This window comes from Streptococcus nakanonensis (assembly GCF_059738785.1).
Window position 1 is genome coordinate 590223 of the sequence record NZ_AP027139.1, and the last position, 25266, is coordinate 615488.

At 38.8% G+C, this 25266-nt stretch carries 27 protein-coding genes and 3 pseudogenes; 6 read left to right on the forward strand and 24 right to left on the reverse strand.

The genetic code is table 11. The features are described from left to right. Positions 1–45: 45 nt before the first annotated feature. Entirely contained in the window at positions 46–309 is a 264-nt protein-coding gene (locus tag AC6I9F_RS03065) for a hypothetical protein (protein WP_164226494.1), read from the reverse strand. Between the two features lie 49 nt (positions 310–358). After that, positions 359–673, reverse strand: a complete 315-nt coding sequence (locus tag AC6I9F_RS03070; protein ID WP_016397434.1) for a hypothetical protein — start codon at positions 671–673, stop codon at positions 359–361. A 279-nt stretch (positions 674–952) separates the two neighbouring features. On the opposite strand from AC6I9F_RS03070, the gene AC6I9F_RS03075 reads away from it, so the two are divergent. Beyond that, positions 953–3175: a RelA/SpoT family protein gene (locus AC6I9F_RS03075; RefSeq protein WP_173219876.1), complete on the forward strand. Its 2223-nt coding sequence runs from the start codon at positions 953–955 to the stop codon at positions 3173–3175. A gap of 29 nt (positions 3176–3204) precedes the next feature. Beyond that, the gene (dtd, locus tag AC6I9F_RS03080) at positions 3205–3648 is read left to right on the forward strand and encodes a D-aminoacyl-tRNA deacylase (protein ID WP_173219879.1); all 444 of its coding nucleotides are present in this window, start codon (positions 3205–3207) and stop codon (positions 3646–3648) included. Positions 3649–3686: 38 nt separating this feature from the next. Here dtd and AC6I9F_RS03085 read toward each other — a convergent pair whose 3' ends face one another. The 5 genes from AC6I9F_RS03085 to AC6I9F_RS03105 form a co-directional block, all read right to left on the reverse strand. Continuing rightward, positions 3687–4100 (reverse strand): hypothetical protein, encoded by a 414-nt coding sequence (locus tag AC6I9F_RS03085; RefSeq protein ID WP_078465556.1) that lies wholly within the window; start codon positions 4098–4100, stop codon positions 3687–3689. A gap of 276 nt (positions 4101–4376) precedes the next feature. Beyond that, on the reverse strand, positions 4377–5594 hold the full coding sequence (locus AC6I9F_RS03090) for a tyrosine-type recombinase/integrase (protein WP_001291561.1): 1218 nt from the start codon (positions 5592–5594) through the stop codon (positions 4377–4379). Between the two features lie 81 nt (positions 5595–5675). Next, positions 5676–5879: an excisionase gene (locus tag AC6I9F_RS03095; RefSeq protein ID WP_000814511.1), complete on the reverse strand. Its 204-nt coding sequence runs from the start codon at positions 5877–5879 to the stop codon at positions 5676–5678. A gap of 460 nt (positions 5880–6339) precedes the next feature. Beyond that, positions 6340–6570, reverse strand: coding sequence for a helix-turn-helix domain-containing protein (locus AC6I9F_RS03100; RefSeq protein WP_000857133.1), 231 nt, complete (start codon positions 6568–6570; stop codon positions 6340–6342). Beyond that, positions 6567–6989 (reverse strand): sigma-70 family RNA polymerase sigma factor, encoded by a 423-nt coding sequence (locus AC6I9F_RS03105; protein ID WP_000804885.1) that lies wholly within the window; start codon positions 6987–6989, stop codon positions 6567–6569. Before AC6I9F_RS03105 ends, AC6I9F_RS03100 begins: the two co-directional genes overlap by 4 nt. Positions 6990–7493: 504 nt before the next feature. On the opposite strand from AC6I9F_RS03105, the gene AC6I9F_RS03110 reads away from it, so the two are divergent. Beyond that, on the forward strand, positions 7494–7847 hold the full coding sequence (locus AC6I9F_RS03110; RefSeq protein WP_001227347.1) for a helix-turn-helix transcriptional regulator: 354 nt from the start codon (positions 7494–7496) through the stop codon (positions 7845–7847). A gap of 59 nt (positions 7848–7906) precedes the next feature. Here AC6I9F_RS03110 and AC6I9F_RS03115 read toward each other — a convergent pair whose 3' ends face one another. The 6 genes and pseudogenes from AC6I9F_RS03115 to AC6I9F_RS03140 all read right to left on the reverse strand — a co-directional run. After that, the gene (locus AC6I9F_RS03115; RefSeq protein ID WP_000336323.1) at positions 7907–8074 is read right to left on the reverse strand and encodes a cysteine-rich KTR domain-containing protein; all 168 of its coding nucleotides are present in this window, start codon (positions 8072–8074) and stop codon (positions 7907–7909) included. Between the two features lie 118 nt (positions 8075–8192). Continuing rightward, the gene (gene tet(M) / locus AC6I9F_RS03120) at positions 8193–10112 is read right to left on the reverse strand and encodes a tetracycline resistance ribosomal protection protein Tet(M) (RefSeq protein WP_000691743.1); all 1920 of its coding nucleotides are present in this window, start codon (positions 10110–10112) and stop codon (positions 8193–8195) included. Between the two features lie 15 nt (positions 10113–10127). Next, positions 10128–10175: pseudogene (locus AC6I9F_RS03125) on the reverse strand (hypothetical protein); the annotation flags it as partial. A 313-nt stretch (positions 10176–10488) separates the two neighbouring features. Continuing rightward, positions 10489–11421, reverse strand: coding sequence for a conjugal transfer protein (locus AC6I9F_RS03130; RefSeq protein WP_001224318.1), 933 nt, complete (start codon positions 11419–11421; stop codon positions 10489–10491). Continuing rightward, on the reverse strand, positions 11418–12419 hold the full coding sequence (locus tag AC6I9F_RS03135) for a bifunctional lytic transglycosylase/C40 family peptidase (RefSeq protein ID WP_000769868.1): 1002 nt from the start codon (positions 12417–12419) through the stop codon (positions 11418–11420). Before AC6I9F_RS03135 ends, AC6I9F_RS03130 begins: the two co-directional genes overlap by 4 nt. Beyond that, a pseudogene (locus AC6I9F_RS03140) lies at positions 12416–13138 on the reverse strand (YtxH domain-containing protein); the annotation flags it as partial. The gene AC6I9F_RS03135 and the pseudogene AC6I9F_RS03140, both read right to left, overlap by 4 nt. A gap of 75 nt (positions 13139–13213) precedes the next feature. Here AC6I9F_RS03140 and AC6I9F_RS03145 point away from each other — a divergent pair. Further along, complete coding sequence (locus AC6I9F_RS03145; protein WP_049486871.1) at positions 13214–13894, forward strand: IS6-like element IS1216 family transposase; 681 nt, start codon at positions 13214–13216, stop codon at positions 13892–13894. A gap of 111 nt (positions 13895–14005) precedes the next feature. Here AC6I9F_RS03145 and AC6I9F_RS03150 read toward each other — a convergent pair whose 3' ends face one another. Then, positions 14006–14404 (reverse strand): FmdB family zinc ribbon protein, encoded by a 399-nt coding sequence (locus AC6I9F_RS03150; protein WP_009732039.1) that lies wholly within the window; start codon positions 14402–14404, stop codon positions 14006–14008. A gap of 172 nt (positions 14405–14576) precedes the next feature. Between AC6I9F_RS03150 and AC6I9F_RS03155 the strand changes: the two genes are divergently transcribed. Beyond that, complete coding sequence (locus AC6I9F_RS03155; protein WP_009732038.1) at positions 14577–14903, forward strand: DMT family transporter; 327 nt, start codon at positions 14577–14579, stop codon at positions 14901–14903. Between the two features lie 163 nt (positions 14904–15066). Here AC6I9F_RS03155 and AC6I9F_RS03160 read toward each other — a convergent pair whose 3' ends face one another. Next, entirely contained in the window at positions 15067–15381 is a 315-nt protein-coding gene (locus AC6I9F_RS03160) for a hypothetical protein (RefSeq protein ID WP_257960204.1), read from the reverse strand. A 41-nt stretch (positions 15382–15422) separates the two neighbouring features. On the opposite strand from AC6I9F_RS03160, the gene AC6I9F_RS03165 reads away from it, so the two are divergent. Beyond that, a complete protein-coding gene (locus AC6I9F_RS03165) occupies positions 15423–16103 on the forward strand; it encodes an IS6-like element IS1216 family transposase (protein ID WP_049486871.1) in 681 nt (226 codons plus the stop codon). Between the two features lie 52 nt (positions 16104–16155). Here AC6I9F_RS03165 and AC6I9F_RS03170 read toward each other — a convergent pair. The 9 genes and pseudogenes from AC6I9F_RS03170 to AC6I9F_RS03210 all read right to left on the reverse strand — a co-directional run. Beyond that, positions 16156–17619, reverse strand: a pseudogene (locus AC6I9F_RS03170) (CD3337/EF1877 family mobilome membrane protein); the annotation flags it as partial. 2 nt (positions 17620–17621) lie between these two features. Beyond that, on the reverse strand, positions 17622–20069 hold the full coding sequence (gene tcpF, locus AC6I9F_RS03175) for a conjugal transfer ATPase TcpF (RefSeq protein ID WP_498022705.1): 2448 nt from the start codon (positions 20067–20069) through the stop codon (positions 17622–17624). Then, a complete protein-coding gene (locus tag AC6I9F_RS03180) occupies positions 20053–20445 on the reverse strand; it encodes a conjugal transfer protein (protein WP_000723888.1) in 393 nt (130 codons plus the stop codon). The genes tcpF and AC6I9F_RS03180 overlap by 17 nt, the downstream gene beginning before the upstream one ends. Positions 20446–20533: 88 nt before the next feature. Then, a complete protein-coding gene (locus tag AC6I9F_RS03185) occupies positions 20534–21031 on the reverse strand; it encodes an antirestriction protein ArdA (RefSeq protein WP_000342539.1) in 498 nt (165 codons plus the stop codon). A gap of 116 nt (positions 21032–21147) precedes the next feature. Next, on the reverse strand, positions 21148–21369 hold the full coding sequence (locus AC6I9F_RS03190) for a hypothetical protein (protein ID WP_001009056.1): 222 nt from the start codon (positions 21367–21369) through the stop codon (positions 21148–21150). Positions 21370–21411: 42 nt separating this feature from the next. Beyond that, complete coding sequence (gene mobT / locus AC6I9F_RS03195) at positions 21412–22617, reverse strand: MobT family relaxase (RefSeq protein ID WP_000398284.1); 1206 nt, start codon at positions 22615–22617, stop codon at positions 21412–21414. Positions 22618–22794: 177 nt separating this feature from the next. Then, a complete protein-coding gene (locus AC6I9F_RS03200; RefSeq protein ID WP_016398735.1) occupies positions 22795–24177 on the reverse strand; it encodes an FtsK/SpoIIIE domain-containing protein in 1383 nt (460 codons plus the stop codon). Positions 24178–24205: 28 nt separating this feature from the next. Continuing rightward, a complete protein-coding gene (locus AC6I9F_RS03205; protein ID WP_000985015.1) occupies positions 24206–24592 on the reverse strand; it encodes a YdcP family protein in 387 nt (128 codons plus the stop codon). Between the two features lie 15 nt (positions 24593–24607). Continuing rightward, entirely contained in the window at positions 24608–24922 is a 315-nt protein-coding gene (locus AC6I9F_RS03210; protein ID WP_000420682.1) for a YdcP family protein, read from the reverse strand. Between the last annotated feature and the right edge of the window lie 344 nt (positions 24923–25266).

Genomic DNA, 25266 nt, shown 5'->3' on the forward strand with positions numbered 1-25266 from the left:
TAAAAACCAGCATGACTAGATGAAGACAGGCTGGTTATCAATTTATCAATATTGGAGAGGTGTCAATTGCCCTTCATAGGTTGCATAAACTCCGTCATTAGCTTGTTTGATAGATGTGATGTTTAGAGTGCCACCGTAGTTGGCTTCTCGTTTGTCACTATATTCACTATAAGTTATTCTATTGGGCAGGTTCTGGTCGTTAGCATAGTATTGAACGACTGTTTTTTTATAGCCTTGCTGGCTGAATAGGAACAGGCAGCAAACTCCTAACACTAGGAGAGAAAAGATAGAAATAGCAGTTTTTTTCATAGGCGTTCTCCTTATAAACTAAAGGATAAAAGAAAGCATCTTGAGGATTTTAATTCCAAAATCCAGTCAAGGTACCAGTGTATGTGACACGAGTCCCACCGTTTGATCTTCGTACACTGTCTATTTCAAGTGTTCCTTTGAAGGTTGAATGGAAACTATCATTATATTCTGAATAGTAGATAGTTGGTGGGATGTAACCATCATCGTTATAGTATTTTGTTACTGTTTTACTATAACGATGAGAATATATACGCTCATAACGAGGACCTTCAAAGTTATTTGTTGTACTAGTTTCAGCAGCAGTGATTGGAACGGTAATAGATAGAGCAGTAGCTCCTAATAGTGTTAGTACAGTTTTTTTCATAGAATACTCCTTTGTAAAACGACGTCATTCAACTATATTGACTTGAATGAAAAGGTGATAAGGATAGGGAGTTAAATTATATTTAGGTTACAATATGGTTTCCGTTCTTCTATCTCTCCTTCTATCACCTAAATAGAAAATCTAACTGTACAATGTATTATAAAAAAATATTTCAGAATTGTCAAGCAATTCTGAAATATTTTTTTCCTATTCTGTTCCAATCTAGTTTTCATATTCTTAAAAAAGTGATAAAATGGTAGGAAGAATTGGAGAGTAGAGATGCCAAAAGAAGTGAATTTAACAGGCGAAGAAGTTGTCGCTTTAACCAAAGAATATTTAACAGAAGAGGATGTCCATTTTGTCCATAAGGCCTTGGTCTATGCGGTGGATTGCCACAGTGGTCAGTATCGCAAATCAGGCGAGCCTTATATCATTCACCCTATCCAAGTGGCAGGTATTTTAGCCAAACTCAAGCTAGATGCTGTAACGGTAGCTTGTGGTTTCTTGCACGATGTGGTGGAGGATACAGATGCGACCTTGGACGATTTGGAAAGAGAGTTTGGTCCTGATGTGCGGGTAATCGTAGATGGGGTTACCAAGCTTGGTAAGGTCGAGTACAAATCAATCGAGGAGCAATTAGCGGAAAATCATCGTAAGATGCTCATGGCCATGTCTGAGGACATCCGTGTTATCTTGGTTAAACTGTCTGACCGTTTGCACAATATGCGGACCCTAAAGCACCTTCGAAAAGACAAGCAGGAGCGCATTTCCAAAGAAACCATGGAAATCTATGCCCCACTTGCCCACCGTCTGGGGATTTCCAGTGTCAAATGGGAATTGGAAGACCTGTCTTTCCGTTATCTCAATCCAACGGAGTTTTACAAGATTACCCATATGATGAAGGAAAAGCGCAGGGAGCGTGAAGCCTTGGTGGATGAGGTGGTCACAAAATTAGAGGAATATACGACAGATCGTCACCTAAAAGGGAAGATTTACGGTCGTCCCAAGCATATTTACTCGATTTTCCGCAAAATGCAGGACAAGAGAAAACGGTTTGAGGAAATCTATGACCTGATTGCCATTCGTTGTATTTTAGACACCCAAAGTGATGTTTACGCCATGTTGGGTTATGTGCATGAACTTTGGAAACCGATGCCTGGTCGTTTCAAAGACTATATCGCTAACCGCAAGGCCAATGGTTACCAGTCTATCCATACGACAGTTTATGGGCCAAAAGGACCGATTGAGTTCCAAATTCGGACCAAGGCCATGCACGAGGTGGCTGAGTACGGGGTTGCGGCTCACTGGGCTTATAAGAAAGGCGTTAAGGGGCAGGTTAACAGCAAGGAATCTGCTATTGGGATGAACTGGATCAAGGAGATGATGGAGCTCCAAGACCAGGCTGATGATGCCAAGGAATTTGTGGACTCTGTCAAGGAAAACTATCTGGCTGAGGAGATTTATGTCTTTACCCCAGATGGAGCTGTCCGTTCTCTTCCCAAAGATTCAGGACCGATTGACTTTGCCTATGAAATCCATACCAAGGTTGGTGAAAAAGCGACTGGTGCCAAGGTCAATGGTCGTATGGTTCCTCTGACAACCAAGTTAAAAACTGGGGATCAGGTTGAAATTGTCACCAACCCGAATTCATTTGGTCCTAGCCGTGACTGGCTCAATATGGTCAAGACCAGCAAGGCGCGTAACAAGATTCGTCAGTTCTTTAAAAACCAAGATAAGGAACTGTCAGTCAACAAGGGTCGTGAGATGTTGATGGCCCAGTTCCAAGAAAACGGCTATGTGGCAAATAAATTCATGGACAAGCGCCACATGGACCAAGTTCTACAAAAGACCAGCTACAAGACAGAAGAATCCCTCTTTGCGGCTATTGGTTTTGGAGAAATTGGAGCTATTACTGTCTTTAACCGTCTGACTGAAAAGGAACGTCGTGAGGAAGAACGTGCCAAGGCCAAGGCGGAGGCAGAAGAACTTGTCAAGGGTGGCGAAGTCAAGGTTGAAAACAAAGAAACCCTCAAGGTCAAGCATGAGGGTGGTGTGGTCATTGAAGGTGCCTCAGGTCTCCTAGTGCGGATTGCCAAGTGTTGTAATCCTGTTCCTGGTGACGATATTGTCGGCTATATTACCAAGGGCCGTGGTGTGGCTATTCACCGTGTGGACTGTATGAACCTGCGTGCCCAAGAAAACTACGAGCAACGTCTCCTTGATGTGGAATGGGAAGACCAGTACTCAAACTCAAATAAGGAGTATATGGCCCATATTGATATTTACGGTCTCAACCGTACAGGACTGTTGAACGATGTACTGCAAGTTCTTTCAAACACAACCAAGAATATATCAACAGTCAACGCCCAACCAACTAAGGATATGAAGTTTGCCAATATCCATGTGTCCTTTGGCATTGCCAACCTCTCTACATTGACCACGGTTGTGGACAAGATTAAGAGTGTGCCAGAAGTCTACTCTGTCAAACGGACTAACGGTTAATTGCCCGAGCTCTTACTAGAAAGGCTATTATGAAAATCATTATCCAACGGGTTACAAAAGCCCAAGTGAGTATCGAAGGTCAGATTCAGGGGAAAATCAATCAGGGGCTCTTATTGCTGGTTGGTGTAGGACCAGAGGACCAAGAGGAAGATTTGGACTATGCTGTGAGAAAGCTTGTCAACATGCGGATTTTTTCAGACGCAGAAGGCAAGATGAACCTGTCTGTCAAAGATATTGAAGGAGAACTCCTTTCTATTTCTCAGTTTACCCTCTTTGCGGATACTAAGAAAGGCAATCGTCCAGCCTTTACAGGTGCAGCCAAGCCTGATATGGCATCAGACTTCTATGACGCTTTCAATCAAAAATTAGCGCAAGAAGTACCCGTTCAGACAGGTATCTTTGGAGCGGATATGCAAGTTGAGCTGGTCAATGACGGACCAGTTACCATTATCCTAGATACTAAAAATAGATAAGAAAGACCAAGCCCAGTCGGCTTGGTTTTTCTCATCTATCATAAAATACTCCAAAATGAAATCGTTTCTTGATAGGCTTTTGGGAAGTCTCTTTTCAGTCTTTGGCTTATGCGATAGGAAGAGATGAGATGTCCTAGGATTAGGAGAGTTCCCTGAAGGAGAAGTGGCACACCACTCAAACATATCAAGGAGAGAATCATCAGGCTATCCCATAGAAGGATTTGTAAGGCAAAATGCCAGAATTTTGGTCTAATCTGGGAATAGAGGTGACTAAAGTGGTCACAAAGCTGGTTTGAAAGATAGGCCAATAGCACAGGGTGAAAGAAAATGAGCCAACCACTATAAATTAAAATCCAATCCCAAGTGAGCCCCTCTTTAAATGTCAAAAATGCCAGCATAATTCCATCGATGGCAAGGAGCTCAATGGTTTTGATGAAGATGATTTTTTTCATGCTAAAACCTCCTTTTTTCATCTGTTAGTGACGTAATATTGAATATAATTATTATACAATATTTAGTTGGAGTGTGAAAGCGTTTACTATCTTTTTTCTTTGAAACAAAGTATAAATTTCTAATTATCTTTTTATATTTTCTTAAATGCTCGTAAAGCCTTATTCTATGTGCTTTCGAGTATTTTTACTGTAGGAAGATACTTCACGTTTCTTTGCATATTTCCTCATGTCTTAGCTGTCAGAAGTGGTAAATAAGTAGTAAATTCATTTGTACTACTAAGCAACAAGACGCTCCTGTTGCTTCTCTTTATTCAAGCGTTTCATTTCTGCCATTGCAGAATCGAATGTTGCATGTGCGTAATAGTTCAGCGTCATGGCTATATTAGCATGTCCCATAATGTACTGTAATGCCTTTGGATTCATTCCTGCATTTGCATAGTTGGTACAGAATGTATGTCGCAAACTATGTGGAGTGATGTGTGGCAATTTATCCTCGTTATACTTATTGTATTTCTTAACAAGACCTTTCATCATGCCGTTGTAATCACTTGCCACTTTTGGATAGTTCTTTCTATTAAGAAAGAGGAAATCACTATATCCATCAATCTCAACACGCTTATCATTCTTTCGATTCGCTAACACTCGCTTAAATGCTTGATAGGCTTCTTCAACCATAGGAACTTGACGTTCGCCACTTTTGGTCTTTGGTGTTTCAATGTAGTACCCAATTTCAGTATCTCTCAATAGCTGATGGTCTATATTGACAAGACGATTCTCAAAATCTAAATCTGGAAGTGTCAAACCACCAAACTCTGAAATACGAAGACCTGTTTTTAAGAGTATCAGAATTTCATCATAATTTTTGCTGTAGGTTTTATCAGCTTTTGCAAAGGCTAACAGTTTTTCTTCCTGTTCTTCTGTTAGTACGGTCTTAGGGACAGTATCATCATCAAGAACTGCTTTCAGTTGAAAGTCAAATGGATTCTTCCGAACACAATCATCTTGTATAGCAATATAGAATGAAGCCTTTAAAGAACGTTTGTAGTTATTGATGGTTTGATAAGCATAACCATTTTCACTCATTCTAATAGCCCATTCTTTAGCGTCTGATGGCTTAATACTGTCAATACTTCTTACACCTAACTTGTCTTTCTTCAAAATATCCATAAGATATTTGCGTCCAGTTTCAGTGTTTTTTCTAACCTTTGGTCTTTGAGCGTTCTGTTTTGCGTAAAGCTGGCAGAGTGTCATTTTCTTTCCTACAACATCAATACCATCATGAATGTCTTTCTGTAACTCTGCGATTTTCTCTCTAAGTGAGATACAATCACGCTTTCCTGCTGGTACTCGGTCTGTAGCCACAAGTTTCCACGAGTAAACAAATTGCGGTTCTCCAAATGAATCTATATATTTGTATAAGTATCTTCCGTCTTTTCGTTGGCTCTCTCCAGTCTTTAAGATTCGACCTTTATTGTCACGTCTTTTTTCTGACATGGCATTTGCTCCTTTCCTTTATGGAAAGAGCCTTGATACGACTTAATACTATTTTATCATATACAAGACCCTTTGGCGACGCTAGATTGCGTCCAATGTATCTATAATTTTTTCAAATTGTTTTCGTTTAATCTGAATACGATTGCCATTCATAATCAGCCAATTTGCATTTTTATTTTCCTCTGCCAAGCGTCGTAGCTTGTTTTCGCCAATACGAAAATATTTTGACGCTTCTTCAATGGTTAGGGTATAACGTTCCCAAATAGGAATGTCAGTCTGCTTCATAAAATCCTCCTTTCCAAATCACTTATTTGGATTTCATAAAAGTTGTTTTACCAGCAATCGAACAGCTTTAGCAAAGCTCACGGGAGTTCCACCCCTGCATGGTTCTCATGTAGCCATACTCATTGCCTGCGACGGTTTTATCACGCTCGGACTATTGACTGTATGGGAGTATCATTATCACGATAAGAATGTCGTTGCAGGCAATCCTGCTAAAGATTGCTTCTCGGATCACTAACATGAATCGCTCGCTATCTTTATAAGATAGGTCATGGCGGTTAGTTCCGTTGGCTCTTTTCTTATCGAAACGTATTCGATTACTTTTATTCAGTTTTCAAAGAACAATGGCTCGTTAGCCTATCAAAACACATTGAAAGCTCAATATGCTTTGGTGGAATAACAAACCTCCCTGTTCGGGAAGCGTGGAATGGTTTAGCACGCTTCCACGAAAGGAGAGAGGATATTACTTAATTTCAAATGACAAAATCTTTGTAATCAGTCTGGTTTCCATTCTTCCACGTAAGACTTCATCAACGACCATACTTTGATTGCCATATTCATCTTTCATAAGTCGTAGGGAACGCTTCGTTATGTACCCTCTGTAATGATGTAGAATCTGGTTAATCGCTTCGGTATCGCCATCTGTTGCCTTTACAATGAGAGGAAAGGGAATCATAGGATATTGTGTTTTCATTCTTCAAATTCCTCCATAAACTTTTTAATTAAGGCTAGTCCACTGGTTCTATGCCGATAGACAGTAGAACGGTTCAATTTCAACAGGTCTGCAATTTCTGAATCGCTCATGTCCATAAAGTAAAACAGCAGTAGAATTTCACGTTTCTTGTCTGGCAACTCACGTAATGCTTCACTCAACAAATCATTTTCAACGCCTACTGATAACCCATTGAGTGTAAAAATCTGAAAGTCAGTTGAATAGTTATCTGTTGTCGCAAACTGGCTAACAAGATAATCGCCAACATCCGAAAAGGACACCTCACGCTTTGCAATCCTTGAAAGATAAAGCATATAATTCTTTCGCTCGTCTTCCATAGCACGTTTACAGATATAGTCAAACTGATTTTCTATTGTGGTCTGAAAAGAAGATGGTTTCATGTTTCTCACCCCCTTTCTGTCTAGGAAAGGAAGTGAGCCTTGCTCGTTTATCTCCTTTCACTCTTAGTCCCAATGTGAAAGGGGGATTTGTTGCATTACTGATAAATAAACTTTGTAAAAAAGTTCTGAATAGCCAAAAAAGCATATAAACAGATTTATTTCTCTGTTTACATGCTTCTGTTATTCTATCTATATGATTTATAAAACCACATTGGTGGACGTACTTATCTATTGCAGATAGACGACTTTTTTTGACAAGAACCCAATGTAAGGAAATTTATTGTATATGATGTACTTCATGGAGACGTTGACCTCCAACAAACCGCCATTTGGAAGTAATATACAATATTTTAACAGCGTAAATAGCACTACCATATAACGGTTTTTTTTATTGGCGTTTAGTAGTGCTTTTTATTAAATATAAACCTATAAACCATATAACACGTTTTTCTATACCTGTTTTTAATTCAGTAGGAACAATAAAATGTATAGAGGTGGTCTACTATGCGTAAAAAAGAAGATAAATATGATTTTAGAGCCTTTGGTTTAGCCATTAAAGAAGCTCGATTGAAACGAGGTTTAACTCGTGAACAAGTGGGAGCATTGATTGAAATTGACCCACGGTACTTAACTAATATTGAAAATAAAGGGCAACACCCCAGCATACAAGTTCTTTATGACCTTGTATCGTTACTTCATGTTTCCGTTGATGAATTTTTCTTACCTGCTAATAACTTGGTAAAAAGCACCCGACGATTACAGATAGAGAAATACATGGATAGCTTTACAGACAAAGAACTATCCTTAATGGAATCTTTAGCCAGCGGTATCAACGAAGCAAGAAACATCGAAGACTAATTAAAAGAATCCATACATAACGGAAAGAGCCGATAAAATGAGATTGTATTAATCTCATTTTATCGGCTCTGCGTCTTTGCGTCTGGCTCTGTAATCACAGTTACTTTGAACTGCTTTATTTCAATTAAATTTTCTTGTCTGCATTTCGGACAATAGAGGGGGAATTTTTTTAATTCAGTATCTTCCCTTATCTTTAATCGTGTTTTATTTCCACATACAGGACACAATATCCACTTGTAGTTTATAATAACTATCTCCTCCTTTACACTTTAATTCAAATCTTTATTAAAAAATATTTCATCTTATTTAACAAGAAACCATATTTATATAACAACATAAAATACACTAAGTTATTTTATTGAACATATATCGTACTTTATCTATCCGACTATTTGGACGACGGGGCTGGCAAACAGGTTCACCGGTAGTAACATGGTACCCTTTTAACTCTGTTAAACAAACACTACGTCCATTTGTAAAGAAAGTTAAATCACTACGATATTCTTGAATACACCGAGCAGGGATTTCTCCACTAAGAATGACCTCATTATTTTTCAATTGAGTGTCTACGATGTTCGCACAATATTTAGGAGCATCGTTGTATGCTCGTGAAAGATATTCCTGTGGCGCATAAATTTTAAAACTAAGATATGGCTCTAACAATTCTGTTCCAGCTTTTTTTAAGACTTGTTCCAATACAATAGGAGCAAGCATCCGAAAATCTGCTGGGGTACTAACAGGGCTATAGTATAAGCCATACTTAAAACAGATTTTACAGTCCGTCACATTCCAACCATACAATCCTTGTTCACAGCCATAGCGTATCCCCTCCATAACTGCATTTTGAAACGATTGATTTAAGTATCCAAGAGAAACCGAGCTCTCATACTGTACTCCGCTCCCTAATGGAAGCTGTGCTACAGATAGACCAATGGAAGCCCAGAAAGGATTCGGTGGAACTTCGATGTGAATGGTATACTCTGCTTTTTTTAACGGTCTTTCCATATAAATGACTGTAGGCTCTTTTATTTCTATCTCCACATGATACTTTTCTTGCAGCAGAGCACAAGTCACTTCCATTTGTACTTTCCCTAAGAAAGAAAGTATGATTTCATGTGTCGCAGAATCCACATAATATCGCAGAAGCGGGTCACTGTCGGAGATTTCTAAAAGTGCATCAAGTAACATTTCCCTTTGTTGAGGTTTGCTCGGTTCAACAGTCGTTTGCAGCAGAGGGAGGGGATTTTCAATTCTCTCTCTCTGTGGCAATAGCTTTGTATCTCCAAGAACACTATTTAACTTCAAAAACTCATTCTGCAAAATAACAATTTCCCCGGAATAAGCCTTATCAATTTTACATAATTCACCATTTATTGAAGTATACATTTCTGTAATTTTTATTTTTTCCTTTTCCGATATTCTAACCGAATCTCGCAAATGCAGTACGCCACTATAAAGACGTATATATGCAAGACGCTGTCTTTTTTCCGAATACTCAATTTTGAAAACTTTTCCGCAAAGTTCAGACTGACCTCGATGTGTTGATGAATAAAATTTATTCGTAATCACTTCTATAAGGTTATCAATCCCTATATTGTTTTTTGCACTTCCGTGATAAACAGGGAACAGAGAACAATTCTGAAATCTTATGCTTTCCTCTTGTTCGAGTTCCAATGCTTCTAATGATTTACCGGACATATATTTCTCTAAAAGGTCATCGTTTCCCTCTATTACCGTATCCCATTGTTCAGATTCGGTAAAGTTCGTCACACACATATTAGGATACAGTTCTACCTTCTGTTTGATTACAATTTCGGCAGAAAGTTTCTCTTTAATATCCTGATAAACCGTTGATAAATCAATTCCATTTTGGTCAATCTTATTGATAAAAAAGATTGTGGGAATCCCCATTTTCCTAAGTGCATGAAATAATATACGAGTTTGTGCTTGTACGCCATCTTTTGCAGAAATCAGTAGAATTGCCCCATCTAAAACTGATAATGAACGATATACTTCTGCTAAGAAATCCATATGTCCTGGCGTGTCTATGATGTTCACCTTCGTATTTTCCCACTGAAAAGAGGTTATTCCTGTCTGAATTGTAATTCCTCTCTGACGTTCTAAAAGCGTATTATCCGTCCTCGTTGTACCTTTGTCCACGCTTCCTAATTCTGTAATCGCTCCACTGTTATATAATAAGCTTTCTGTTAAGGTAGTTTTTCCCGCATCAACATGAGCTAAAACTCCAATATTAATAATTTTCATGTGATTTTCCTCCATTCAAAAGCCCAAAAGGGCATAAAAATCCCAGTGATAAATACTCTTATCACTGGGATTTTTATGCATAACCATAGGCATACAAAGCATACAGATATTCTCCGGATACTTTAGAATCACATGATAAAGGTATTCTTAAACTGGGTACAAAAAACTAAGCCCTCCTAAAAAAGGACATCCAATTATTTGTTCCCACTATCAAATTGACAGTTTATTTAAGAATACCTTGCCGCATATTTATTAACTCCTTTTAAATAGATACTTAAATTATAGCACGTAAGAGCATATTTGTAAAGGAATCTCCAATTTTTTATCAAAGAGAGTACGTGATTACAAAATAGCTGTAATAATGTACCAATATTTGTTATTCTATAATCTTCCAATTACTCCCGTTCTTTTCAAGTACCAAATCAAATTGAGATACCTGCGTTGCTTTGGTCTGCTGGTCGATATACTCCACTGTCAGCGATACCGTGACTTGATTATCCTTACGATTGTGAATAGGATTTACCAGTTCTTGAAAGATGTACTCTTTTCCGATTGGTTTTAATATCCCGTCATTCACATAGTAGGAAAGTTCACTGGCTGTCGCTGTAGGATAGAGCTTGAAGAACGTCGTTAAAAACTCATTGATTTCATTGGTTGTAATGGAATCAACCGTCCCCTCACTTTCAATGGCTTTTGGTTTATAACTTGATTTCTTAGGTATGTTGGTAATGGTCGGATTCTTAACCAGTACCATATTTCCAGAACCATCTACATAGACACTCACTATATAAGCAGAGTGGACGGTCTTTGTATTTTCTCCCTCTGTAATGAGCTGGTCTACACTGTAGGTTACATTAAACTCATTGTCGCCAGTTGGCTCTACCGTCCATATCTGAAATCCTCTTACAGAAGACGATACAGGAATATCTTTGCGTACTGTATCAACATTGAGAGCTTGAAGTTCATCTGTCAGATAGCCTTTTAGACTTTCCATTCGATTATCAATGGACTTATCGGATTGCTCCCATGAATAGTAGACTTTCGCAAAGTTCTCTACAAAATTTTCTACATGATGAGTATCAACGTATTCCTTTTCTATGATAGTTGTTTCGTGAATAGTATGAGTATCTATAGCTGTAAAGTGCTTGAATATCGCAAAGCTGAAACTAAGCCCTAAAAGTACCCACAAGGCAATCACAACCTTTTTATGAGGATTGACCTTATAGACACGAGGTTTCTTTTCCTTTGGTATCTGTTTTTCTTTATTCTGATTTTTTCTAAATTTCATCATTAAATCTTCCTTTCTCATTGTTTGATTCGTCCTGCTCCCACTAAATGCTGTTGCCAGTAGGGGCTTGTTAAGTCGGCATAACCGATTGGGTCGCCTGCATGAAACATACGGTTATTGCCAAGGTATATCCCAACATGAGTAATATAAGAGCCAGCGTTATAGGTAGAATGAAAGAAAACCAAATCGCCAGCTTGTGCTTCCGATAGTGGGATATGCTGGGTCACATCATATTGCTGTTGTGCGGTTCGTGGTAAGTTAATTCCAGCTTTTCCATACGTCCATTGTGTCAGTCCGCTACAATCAAAAGAAGTAGTCGGGGAAGCTCCACCGTAAACGTATCGCCAGCCCTCATATTTCAGTGCTTCGTCCATGATGGCTTGTACCGTATCATCATCAAACTCTGTTGTGACAAGATACTGCGTTACCAGTTGCACATAAAACATATTGCCATAGTTGTATCGCCAGCCCCCATTGATAGGTATGGCTATGGGATTGGGGTAAGACACTTTTTCGCCACCTGAATACTCTTTTGAGAAACTTTGAGCCAGTTCAAAGGTATATTTATTTCCACGATTAGCCACATACCCTAAGAAACCACCACCATAATTGTAGGACTGGATAACCGATTCTAAATCTACACTGAGCCTTTCGCTACTGGCTAATAATTCACTGAAATACTTCACACCTTGCTTAATGGATTCTTCTGTACTCAATGAATTAGGTGGAAGACCGAGGGATTCCGAGGACTGCATAACATCTTCCGCAGTACCGCCCGATTCCACCTGTATAATCGCAAGAAGTATGTTGACATATTCTTCAACGCCATATTCTTTGGCATATTTTTCTACCATAGGCTTATGAGCCAGCACTTCTGCGGAAACATTCACACCTCCATAATGAATATTGGAAATTCCGCTGTCCTGTTCATCTGAAAATAAAATGGCAACAAACAGAAGCAGTGAGAAGACCATCAAGAATAATCCAGAACCACCAATCACTAAAGTTTTCAACTTCATGGTTTCTTACCGACTTTCTTAATGGTGGCGGTTTTGATTGGTGGTCTACTTCTTGTATTTTGTAGTGGTACTCTTTGAACAGTAGACGGACGTTCTTTTGTGATTGGACGTTGTGAAGTTCTATCTGCTGTAGTGGTTGAAGTTGCTGGCTTTTGAACGGTTTTTTCTTGAACGGTATTGCCTTGGCGTTCCACTTTTGGACTTGAAAAATCGGACTTAACTGCTGGACGCTCTTGTTTGGCTTGTTGAGATTCCTTATATGAAGTCTGAATATTAGACTGTTTTGAGGTCTGTTCATCATGATATTGTTCTTGTCTTGTAGTCGGTCTTTCATGAACAGAAGAAGCAGGCTGTTTTTTCTGTTTGACCTGTTCCATTTCAGAGCGACGCTTCGCAATGGTTTTTCGCCTTTGTTCCTGCTGTTCCTTGCGTCCACTGGCTCTGTCCGCTTTGGTTTGAGAAATACTACTGGTTAAATCACGGACATTCTCTTTTACTTTGGATTTTCCTTGATATACTGCATATCTTGCATTGGTCGGCAAATCTTTAACCTGTTCTTTCAAACCACTAGCAGTGTCTACCATTCTGTCTTTGGTATCAGCTACTGTACCGATGGTTTGACCGATACGTTTTCCAAGTGTTGATTTTTCCTTTCCGTCTGGTCGGGAGTGATCTGCTTGTGTCCTTGCAGAACTCCCCGAACCCGACTGTCCTTTTTTAGGTTCTGTTGCAAAGTTTTAAATCTACTATCAAATAAGGTAGAATAATAGAAAAAGATAGCAGGAGGAATGACGATGAATCATTTTAAAGGAAAGCAATTTCAGCAGGATGTGATTATTGTAGCCGTGGGCTACTATCTTCGTTATAACCTTAGCTATCGTGAAGTTCAAGAAATCTTATATGATCGTGGCATTAACGTTTCTCATACGACGATTTATCGTTGGGTGCAAGAATATGGCAAACTACTCTATCAAATTTGGAAAAAGAAAAATAAAAAATCCTTTTATTCATGGAAAATGGATGAAACATACATTAAAATTAAAGGAAAATGGCATTATTTGTATCGAGCCATCGATGCAGATGGTTTAACCTTGGATATTTGGTTACGTAAAAAACGGGACACACAAGCAGCCTATGCTTTTCTTAAGCGGTTAGTGAAGCAGTTTGATGAACCGAAGGTTGTAGTCACAGATAAAGCCCCCTCTATTACAAGTGCCTTTAAGAGACTAAAAGAATACGGCTTTTATCAAGGGACAGAACATCGTACCATTAAATACCTGAATAATTTGATTGAACAAGACCATCGTCCAGTAAAGAGACGCAATAAATTCTATCGAAGTTTACGCACTGCCTCACCCACGATTAAAGGCATGGAAGCCATCCGAGGATTATATAAGAAAACCCGAAAAGAAGGCACTCTCTTCGGGTTTTCGGTCTGTACTGAAATCAAGGTATTATTGGGAATCCCAGCTTAAATCATAGATGCCGTAAGGGATTTTATTCTTTATTTAAAACTTTGCAACAGAACCCTTTTTAGTAACTATAAAATGCTAGAAAGTATACTCCTTATTAAAAAGAGTTTTGGACTAGTTTTGTGCAATTTTATTACCCATATCCGTAATAAGAGAGGCTAAATTAATTGCCTTTAATGATTGTAGAAATTGGTTGTGAATATCATTAGACACATAACCAGCTAGCAAAATATGCTCAGCCATGTCATATTGCTTAATCAAGAGAATCTTATCATGTTTTTCATTAAATAAAATCGCACTAATTGCTGTATTAAAGACTGGAAAACGAAAACTCGCACATTGTGAACAATAAGGAATATCTCCCTCATCTTTTAAAAATTTTTTCTCCAAAGGATGCCCACATTCGGGACAACAAGTCATTGTTTTGTCAAATATAGAAACCTCTTTTTTAAAGTTCTTAAAAGTAATTTTACCAGTAAAATCGAGACCACGCAAGACATTGAAATAAATCAAGACTTTTTTTAAAATTTATTTTATGATATACTAAACTTATCAGCTATTGGTTCTGAAAAAGTGTCTGCCACAGTTTTACTACAAATTCTCATGACTTGTGCCAAGATTTATAAAAAACGGATAGCTATAATAGCTCTTAGAGCAAAAACATGACATATAGGAGGTTAAAGACATGTCATACTTTTATCTTTTTATCGCCATTGTAGGAGAGATATTGGGAACTAACCTTTTGAAATTATCAGACGGTTTTACAAAGCCTATTCCAACCGTTTCTGCCCTACTTAGCTATGGCGTTTGTTTCTATTTCCTCTCACTAGCAATGCAAAAAATTCCTTTAGGAATAGCTTATGCAACATGGTCAGCTGTCGGTTTAGTTTTGACAGCCTCTATCGCAGTAATGATTTTCAAAGAAACACTAAATGTTTATAGCATTATCGGTTTAATTTTGATTATCATTGGTGTTGTCATGGTTAACTTATTAGGAAATGCAGGACATTAATAAAACCGGCTCTATACTATTTGTAGTGGGTAAATCCCCTATGGATATTATGGAGCCTATTTTGTTGTAGAAAAAAAGTTCCATAAGAACTATAATGAAAAGCTAGAATTCTGTCAATATTTTGGACACATTTTGGGAGGGAATTTTGAAGACTAGCGTCCTCCTAATTTTCCCAATAAGTTTTAACTTCTTCAAAAATCTTATTCAAAAGTTCTGCATCTTTTTCTGACAACTGATTTTTTTCTATAACTCTATCTTTTAGTTCTGTTGCCTTTATTTTATTTCTTGCCACCGAAACTGCTATTGAATGTTTCAAAATATCAAACTCATCCTTTGAAAAGTTTGCAATATTGGTAAGATCTAATTGTTCTAGAGGTAAACTACTGATAATTGAATAAGGTTTTTGTCCCAGCAAATAATCTGTAGTAGTCCCAAAGATATTTGCGGTTCTGTTGCAAAGTTTTAAATCTACTATCAAATAAGGTAGAATAATAGAAAAAGATAGCAGGAGGAATGACGATGAATCATTTTAAAGGAAAGCAATTTCAGCAGGATGTGATTATTGTAGCCGTGGGCTACTATCTTCGTTATAACCTTAGCTATCGTGAAGTTCAAGAAATCTTATATGATCGTGGCATTAACGTTTCTCATACGACGATTTATCGTTGGGTGCAAGAATATGGCAAACTACTCTATCAAATTTGGAAAAAGAAAAATAAAAAATCCTTTTATTCATGGAAAATGGATGAAACATACATTAAAATTAAAGGAAAATGGCATTATTTGTATCGAGCCATCGATGCAGATGGTTTAACCTTGGATATTTGGTTACGTAAAAAACGGGACACACAAGCAGCCTATGCTTTTCTTAAGCGGTTAGTGAAGCAGTTTGATGAACCGAAGGTTGTAGTCACAGATAAAGCCCCCTCTATTACAAGTGCCTTTAAGAGACTAAAAGAATACGGCTTTTATCAAGGGACAGAACATCGTACCATTAAATACCTGAATAATTTGATTGAACAAGACCATCGTCCAGTAAAGAGACGCAATAAATTCTATCGAAGTTTACGCACTGCCTCACCCACGATTAAAGGCATGGAAGCCATCCGAGGATTATATAAGAAAACCCGAAAAGAAGGCACTCTCTTCGGGTTTTCGGTCTGTACTGAAATCAAGGTATTATTGGGAATCCCAGCTTAAATCATAGATGCCGTAAGGGATTTTATTCTTTATTTAAAACTTTGCAACAGAACCCTTTTTTACCTGTAACAATGGCAGACCCAGCCCCTAGAGTAGTCATGGAACGTCCAAGTTTCCGCTGTAGACGGTGCATGTGAGCGTGCATAAGCATACGAGGTTTTCTCATCACACGACTTCCCACACTTTGAGAATCGTTACTCTGTAGAGAAAACATACTCATTAAATCGCCCAGCTTGAAGTAGATTCCTGCAAAGGTCACAATCTGTAGAAAAGCAATCAAAAAGAACGGATAACCAGCCGATAAGGTATAGAGCATGGTTGAAATACTAAATGCTGTCGTAATAATCAATGTGATTCCAGCTCGTGTCAAAATGGTATTAAAGAGCTTTGTTATGGCTCGTTTTGACATACCATCAAATGATGGAATCATGCTTAAAATAAAGCTCACAGGCAGAAACATAGCATAGATGATAAAAAGTACCTGCGAGAAAATCATGATTCCTGTTAATAGGAATACAAATATGGAAATCCCAATATTGAAGACAAATAGGAAGAAGACTGTACCTAAACGGTTAATGGTCTTTGTAATGGTTAGATTGGTATTGCTTCTGTCTTCAATTTCTTCCGCAACAATTTTTTCTCTGTCTTCGCCATTGTTGGAATCTGGGCTGGTGGAGAGCAGGCTTTCCACACGGTCAATACCGATACTTTCAATGTCTGAACTGTTGTATTGAAGCAGTAGCCACGGTTGCTGAACCTGTATGGAAAACAGGCTATCTCTGATTAAGTCCACGCTGTCCTTGCCTTGACTATCGGAATGGGGCATGACAATCTTCGTGCCAAGTGATAAACTGGCATTACTGATGTCTGATGAAAAGTCATTGATTTTTTTAATGTAGTCGGGAGCGTAGGCAATAAAGGAAGCCGATAGGATAAACACCAGCACAAAATTCATAATGGCATGAATTGCCTTTGTGGTTTCTCTCTTTATCAGTCCCGTATAGGCAACATAAACCCCAAGAACCAAAATCAAGAGTAAGAGGAATCCAACATAGAAACCCTCTGTTGAAAATCCGTTTGCACTCACACCAGCTAAGGTCTGCATATTCTTACCAATGGAATCTGCTGTAGCGGAAATGAAGTCTAAGGAATAGGCTTCCTGTACTAAGTAACCTGTCGCATTGGAAACATACAAACTGATTGTCCAAATAAAATTGGTAATGGCATATAGTCCATACATGACCTGTTTTCCAATCCCGTCCGACCAGTTCCACGGAAGCCAGCCCCAGCTATTATCCACATAAAAATCCAGTTGATAGTTTTCAAGTGGGTATCGGCTGTATTCATTTGCCACATTGACCGTATCATCTACCAAGCCCGCAGCTTGAACCACCGTTCCCAGCATGGCTAAAAGAAAAATGGCAATCACAAGTGTGAAAGCCACTGTCATTGCCACTTTACCTAGACGTTTCAGCGTCCAGTTTGATTTTATTCTGTTTACTATTGATGGTTTCACATTTACACCTCTTTTCGCACAGGTGGTCTGGTATCAAAGGCATGGAGCAGTTCTTCAAATACAGGGTGGAACTGTATCACACCGACACGACCATATAAATCACTGATAAGGCATTGCCCGTTTTCCAAATCACGCAATCGCTTCTGATTGTTTTCGTCCTCTGGGTCTACACCAAAAAAGGCTAAGGTCTTTTTAATCTCGTTAAGGTCAGTGGAACGAAATGCAAATTTTAAGCCGAGGTTATTTTTCAGTTTTTCATCTAAGAGGTCGTCTGTATTTTGGGTCACGAAATATACCCCAGCGTTCATAGCACGACCAGCCCGAACCAGCTTCATAGATAGTGTTTTTCCTTGTGCTACCTGTAAAAAGCTCCATGCTTCGTCTAAATCTACAATCTTGAAAATGCTTCGGTCTGTATGGATAAAGTCTAAAGCAAAGGTACTAATGACAATCAGCATAGCAACGGATAAAAGCTCCATAGTGGTATATTCCTCAAAGGAAGTTTCCTTGTCGGGAAGTACCAAGTCCGCAACCTGTATAATGTTCAGTTGTTTTTCTAAGCTGATAGACTGCTCCACATAACCATTACTGAATAATAAATGTGCAAAGTCATAGTCTGTAAAACTTTCGATATGGTCGGCTATACTGGTACTTAGTGGCGTATTCTCAACCCGTAATTCCTCAATCACTTTCATCAACCCTCGTACTTCACTATTGGTTACTGCACGAATGGCTTTTCTAAGGATTGGGAAGCGTTCCCCATCACGAGAGGAAATCCCCGTAAGGAATGTCAGAATATCAATAGCCAGTGATTCAGAATCTTTGGGATTTTTCATAATCACATAAGGGTCAAGTAAGCCTTTGTTTTTCTCATCAGAAGTCAGAGTGACGATATTGATTTCATGGGAAATCTCTGGCAAGGTTTCTTTCCATCTGCCACGTTCTGCTTTTGGGTCTACAATCACTGCTTGTGCCCCATAAAGCACCGCATAATAGACGATAAGGTTATTCGCAAAGGATTTACCACCACCCAGCGAACCAACAAAAGCCGACGCTAACGCATTGGTTACTGAACCCTTAACCCCTTGACTGGCAAGAGCAGGTTTCAGATAGATATTGCGTCCAGTATCTAAGCTGTAGCCAACATAAATCCCCTCATTTTCCCCCAGCATTTGAGTAGCACCAAAACCTAAACCAGCGAGGAAATCAGAGGTCACGTATTGAATATAATCATTCATATAACGCTTGCTGGCAGGTAAAAATTCTTCATGTAAGCCGAGCATATCCCCAAATGGTCGTACCAGTTTTACGCTTAAATCGTCATAAAAATCTTTCACTTCATTACAACGACGTTTGAGTTCGTCAAGATCATTTGCTGATACCCTTACCACATAAGACAGCTTGTACATAGATTCCTTGCTTTGGTCTAAATTGGTTTCCAGCTCATTCACACTTTCCAGAGCTTCCGCCACATTGGAGCTGGTTTCATTATCACTTTGCCAAGCGTGGTTATCCAAGTCTTTCAGTTCTTTCTTTTTATTGCGGACAGTAGATAGGGCTTTACGATTCGCTACAATTTCCACATTCATTGACGTATCAATCGGGAATGTAAATTGCTGTTGCTGGTAGTAGAAGATTTCAGAGGACGGGAAGTCCAGTTCTCCGACAATGCTGTTAATGGTAAAGTAAGCTACATAGACGGTTTCATCTTCCTGCTGGATTTTCAAATATCGCTGTTTTTCTTCCACCAAACAGCGAGTAGGCTTAATCAAGTCATAGTATTTAATCAGCGTTTCATTATCCAGCTTTTTCTTTGATAGATGGTACTCATACTCTTCATAGGCAGTGCCTGTCTGTCCGTAAAGGTGTTCAATCAGATAGCCGAAGTCGTCCTTATCTAACCTGCGGATTTTGAAACGACGAGAGATTTTATTTTCTAAGAGCTTTTCCATCTTCTGAAAACGCAGGATTTCATCATTACTCATACTAACAAAATCGCCCATCAGCTTATGGTTCACATCATAGACAAAATCAGACAAAGCATTTTTTGCTTCAACGGTAAGACTTTTCATAGAAAACTCCTGATCGTTGAGAAGCAACTTAAAGCCGATAAAGAAACGGTAGTTCACTTGATTTTCGCCAATCATGGATATTAAAGCGTCTGTCTGTTGGTCGATTTTGTCATAGGCAACCGCTTTGAGCTTGCCAGTGACTTCATTTTTGGAACGCTCTTGTGCAGAACGTATGCTGGATTCTGTACTGATTTGTAAAGCATGAATTTTGCCATCACGATTTTGTGCGATAAGCTGTCTGAAAGAATCATGCACTTGTATTTTCTGTTCTGGACTTAGAAATGAGTAATTGTAAGGAACAAGCTCATAGTAAGCATAACATTCCCCGTCTTTATTCCAGACGAGATTGTTTTCAATGTATTTAATTGGATATGCCATAAAATTCACTCCTAACTGCTGTAATGGCTTCTTGTGGCTGGTTTCTGCCAAGCGTTACTTTTTTTCCTGCATAGGTCAGCTTTGGTCGCAGTGCATAAGCAATGACAGACTTCAAAAATCCATAAGGCTTTTTACCATCAAAAGTTTTTGTAGACATAAACCATGTGAAAGCCACAGGAATCCCAAAGTATTTGAGAAATGCTCCCTCTATCATGGAAAGAGGGGGCAAGTTGCCAAGTATCATCACTGCAAAGAGTGACACGACAAACCATGTCATTTGCGTAAAGGTTATGGGAAACGGAAGTCTAAAATCATTGATAGAATACAGTACCTTTTCCACAGACCAGATACTGGTATAGCTTCGTATTTTCTTCATGTAATCAATCCTTTCATAAAAAATAGGGGTAGCTGATTGAGCCACCCCGTAAAATAGAAAATCTGCCAGTAGTAATGTACCGACAGATTTAATAGACGATTTCAAAAATCCCATGATTGGTTGAGATAAACGTTCCTGAAAGGTCTAAATCCCGACCATAGGCTTGATAATCAATATAGTTTTGAAGACTAGCTGGTACTTCGCCTAAAGCACCCGTTTCTTCAATGTAGTAGCGTGCCACGTCATACATATCATCACAATCGGAATGAATGATAATATCCTCTTGATGTTCGCTTAGTTCTTCAATGCTTGAAAAATGAGTGAGCAGAGCAGATAGCTCCGATTGTAATTCTTCGGGTAATTCCGATACCATTTCCCATAGTCGATTGAGTTCGCCAATGGAAGTGTATTCGTCAACCGTAAAGGGTAACTCGTAGTCATGAATGGCGTATTCCTCATATTCATCATTCAAGCCGATTTTCTCTTTGACTTCCTCAAAGTCAATGGGAAAGGTAAACCACGCACCGACCAATTCGCCCTCATTGTATTTGCCTAAATTCGCAATATAGACTTGCATATCGTCCATATATTCACGTCCTTTCTTTGTAGAGATTCAAAAATCCCTACCGCACTTCGTTTGGTGTACCATTCCTTTGCGGAACATAAGAAAACCACTTATATTCCACAAAAGAACGGTTTTATTTAAGCACCAATAATGCGATTGAATAGCTCTAGTAAAATGTCTTTTACTCCAGCAGCGTTGAAGACTAAGCCAACCGCAATAATCGCAATAATTAAAAAGCCAATCAGTTTGCTAAACTCACGCTTGAAGCCAAGATACAAGCCAATCACAACGATTGCTAAAAGCACCAGTGATTGAGCGTTTGATAGAAACCAGTTATAAAGGTTTTGTCCAAAATTCATAAAAATGTTCTCCTCTCTATATTCAATGAATTTGTATTTGAGTTATTTTTTTGTTGTTATCACGTCCTGTTCTTTTACTGACTGTTGCTTCAAAATCTGCTTGTGTCGGTCTGTCAGTTTCGCATGGTCGAGAATGTCTTTTACAACCTGCGTCTGGTTGATTTCATCAAGTTTAATCGCAACCTTTAAGGTCGGGGCAACTTGATGAGATAGCCAGTTCAGCGTCCTTTGGAAGGAGTAAGGCTCTGGTTTTGTGGTTAGTTTTAATCGTTCACGATTGTTCCCAATAAACCAAGCCCATTCTTCATTCAGTTTCCAATCAGAACGAGGTTTGGAATCGTCTTTATCTACAAAACGGATATACCGATTGATAATTTTAAAGGCGGTATGCTCTGGATTGTCATAGACGAGTAAATCACGGACTGCATAATAGGCACGCTCATTTTTCAATCGAATCTCAAAACGGTTTTTTACTTCTGCGTCTTCAATGGGAATATCATTTTTCTTGTACTGCTCGTAGTCCTTTTCATAGATACAGAAATAAACTTCACTTTGTAATGAACCGATATAGAGGGTGTTTCCCATACATTCCTTTTCCTCTTTGCGTACCAGTTCGCCACTGCGATAGCTTTTAAAACTGCGGAAGACGGAGATACATTCTTCCTGTTGGCACTTTTCAGTGAGTACAGGGATATTCAAAATCCCTGTCTTATCGTTAATGGCAAGGTCAAGGCGTTTCATCACACCGCCAGCCACCAAAACGTCCATAAAGAACTCATACCAGCTTCTTTGTTGTGCCAGAAGATAGCTTTCAAATTGTCTGCACCCACGACCTTTCAATTCCACCAGAACTCCTTTGTCCAGTTCATGGGAGCAAAGGACGAATATGTCGCCTAAAGCATAATGCTCTGAATAAGAATAGAAACCATAGTCCTCATGAAGAAAATAGGACAGTTTCAGTTGTAAGATGTTTTCGACCACCTGCTGTACGTCTGTTGTCGGAAAGCGAATCCTTACATAATCAAACAGCATTTCAAGGGGAGCGTCGGGATTGAAGCGTTCCAGAGCTTCCCAAAGGGACTGCTGTAAATCCTCTGATGGCTTGACTTTTCCTGTTTCAATATCGCTTAGATACTGCCTTGTAATACCAGTCGCAACAGCTAAACGGTTTTGAGATAGTCCATAAGCCAAGCGTTTTTCTTTTAAATGCTGTAACCAAGTTTGTTCATTCAGTAAAAATCCCTCCAATCAAAAAGGCGTATGTCAACTTTTAAAGCCCATTTGACATACGCTGAAATTTTGTAAATCCCTTGTAACCAAAGGATTTTCTAATGTTTTTTTGACTGTTTCCTGTCGATTTGTACCCCCCTGTTAGATACGGGGGGTTAAGTGCTGGCGTGGCTATTGCCACACCAGCCAGCAAGATCAGTCCACACCTGCGACTTCCGCTTCGCACGTCGCCTGCGTGGACTGTCTGCTGTTGGATAACTTTTTAATTTCCTCCAAGAAATCATATCCTTTTGGTACAAGGGGAGTATAAAACTCTGATATGACACTTGTTCCTACATCAACATAGCCACGACCTTTGATTCGCTTTAAGAAGAAATCCTTTTGTACGTCACTGCCAAACATCATGCCATAGCCCATTTCAGACATACGACCTAAAGCCACTCTGAAATTAAACTGATCACGGATTCCGTCGCCTAAATATTTTGCGTCTGGACGTTGACAAGCCAGTATTAGAAAGAAGCCAGCTTGACGACCTAACATGACAATCTGTTTCAGCTTATTCATAACTGCGGTGTTTTCTTTTGTTCCCAGCATTTCCATGAAAGCGACGTATTCATCAAAGATTAAGAAGTGTGCCGGGAGACCTAAGTAAGCATAATTTTTGCCAGTCTTATAGTTCTTCATCTGCTTCATTTCCTCACTACGTTTCATCATTTCTTCATAGAATGTTTCAATGCAAGAAAGCAAGTCTTCTTTTCTATAGTAGACATTTGCCATCACAGAACCTAAGTCCGCAAGGTCAGCATTTTTCGGGTCAAGAATATACAGTTTTGAATCTGTATGAAGCAAGGCTTCAATCAGTGTCAGTATAAAGTAAGTTTTACCGCCACCTGTACCACCAGCAATCAACATATGAGGGAGCTTATCATATTCCCACCATACGTTTTTCATTAAGCGAAGTTTACCATCTTTAGCTTCTACTTCATCAATAGAAATACGACTGGCTATGGTGTCATAGAGCAAAGTATATTCCACATAGGAATCCTTTAACTCTTTATCCGTCAGCTCACAGTACAAGCCACTCTCTAATTTCTTTTCCAAGTGTAAGAGTTGGTCTTGATATTTTCCCAGCGTGATTTCCACCCGTATCTGTATCAAGCCATTTTTAAGTCGATAATACATTTTAGGGAAGTAGGTTATCTTTTTTGTACGACCAGCACTATCTTTAAAGAAACCCTCTGTTTTGACCTGTTCAGATTCATACCACTTGTTTTCAAGTATCATCTTTGCCAGTTTTTGACGGTGGTAAAGTTGTTTAACCGTATCATAGCGAACCCGTTTGAATACAAACGCTACCAGCAAGCAGATAAGAATTGCGACACTGAAACTGATAATTAAATAGGGAATGTCAATCTTATCTGCTTGTGATAGGTTAAAATCCTGCCAGTTGATCTGCTGGATTGTCTTCACATGAAACAGTCCGACAACCAGCAGGAAAACAGGCAGGAGTGACGCTATCGTAAAATGAAAGACTAAATCTTTACCAGATGGGCGAATCCTTTTACCACGCTGTTTCATGCGAAAAAGTCTCCTTTCTACCTAGCGACTATTTGTCTTGTGTCGGTTCTTTCTTTGCTTGTGGTTGAGCTTTGAATGAACTAGAATCCTTTGTCAGCACAATATCGTCTGCCTTGATATACCAGTCAACATCTGCTCCTTGATAGGTGGCAGTAGCAACGGTGTCCGCAATGGGATTGATAAGTTCCACCCGTGCGTTATAATCAAACTCTTTCAAAGGCACGCTGGCAGGAATACTTACTTGAATCATGCGTCCTTGTCCTTTGGATTTTAAGTCATAGGTACGTTCCTTGATTTCATCTGAAACCGACCCGTCTTCATTTTGGATTCTCACTTCACGACGTAGAGCAGAGAATTTCAATTCTCCAAAAGTCGTGTCTTTATCTAATACAATGCCATTTGCTAATCTCATCATTTTTCCTCTCTTTCTTTATTCTTTTATCATGTCGTCAGCATGTAAAAGGTAATTTGTAAAACCACGAGTGCCGATTTTGTAGCCCTCTGCGGTAATACGTGGATTGACTAACTTCACACGTTCCTCAAAGCCGAAATGTTTTTCGCCAGCTTCAGCAGGAAGCACCACCACAATATCATCTGCTCTTTGAACATCAGAATAGAGATTATAGCTTCTTGATAAGACAGTTAGCCGTCCGTTGATTCTTCGCTGAACGACTTTATCCTCGCCAGCAAATTCTAAATTGCCGAATGTTTTTTCCATGTTGGGAATCACAAATTTAAGTTCCATATTTTTACCTATCCTTTCTTTTTTATTGGCTGAATGAATGTTTGATGGTCTTAAAGAGTGGGGAACGACCTTTTGATTCTTGATTTTTTGTTTTCATAAGTTCACTTCCTTTCAAAATCGGGTAAAAAAATAGACACCTCATTTTTTGAAGTGTCTACCTATTAAATATTCAAATTTTATTGGAAGTATCTTTATATCTTCACTTTTCAAGGATAAATCGTCGTATCAAAGCTCATTCATAAGTAGTAAATTAGTAGTAAATTGAGTGGTTTTGACCTTGATAAAGTGTGATAAGTCCAGTTTTTATGCGGATAACTAGATTTTTATGCTATTTTTGATATAAA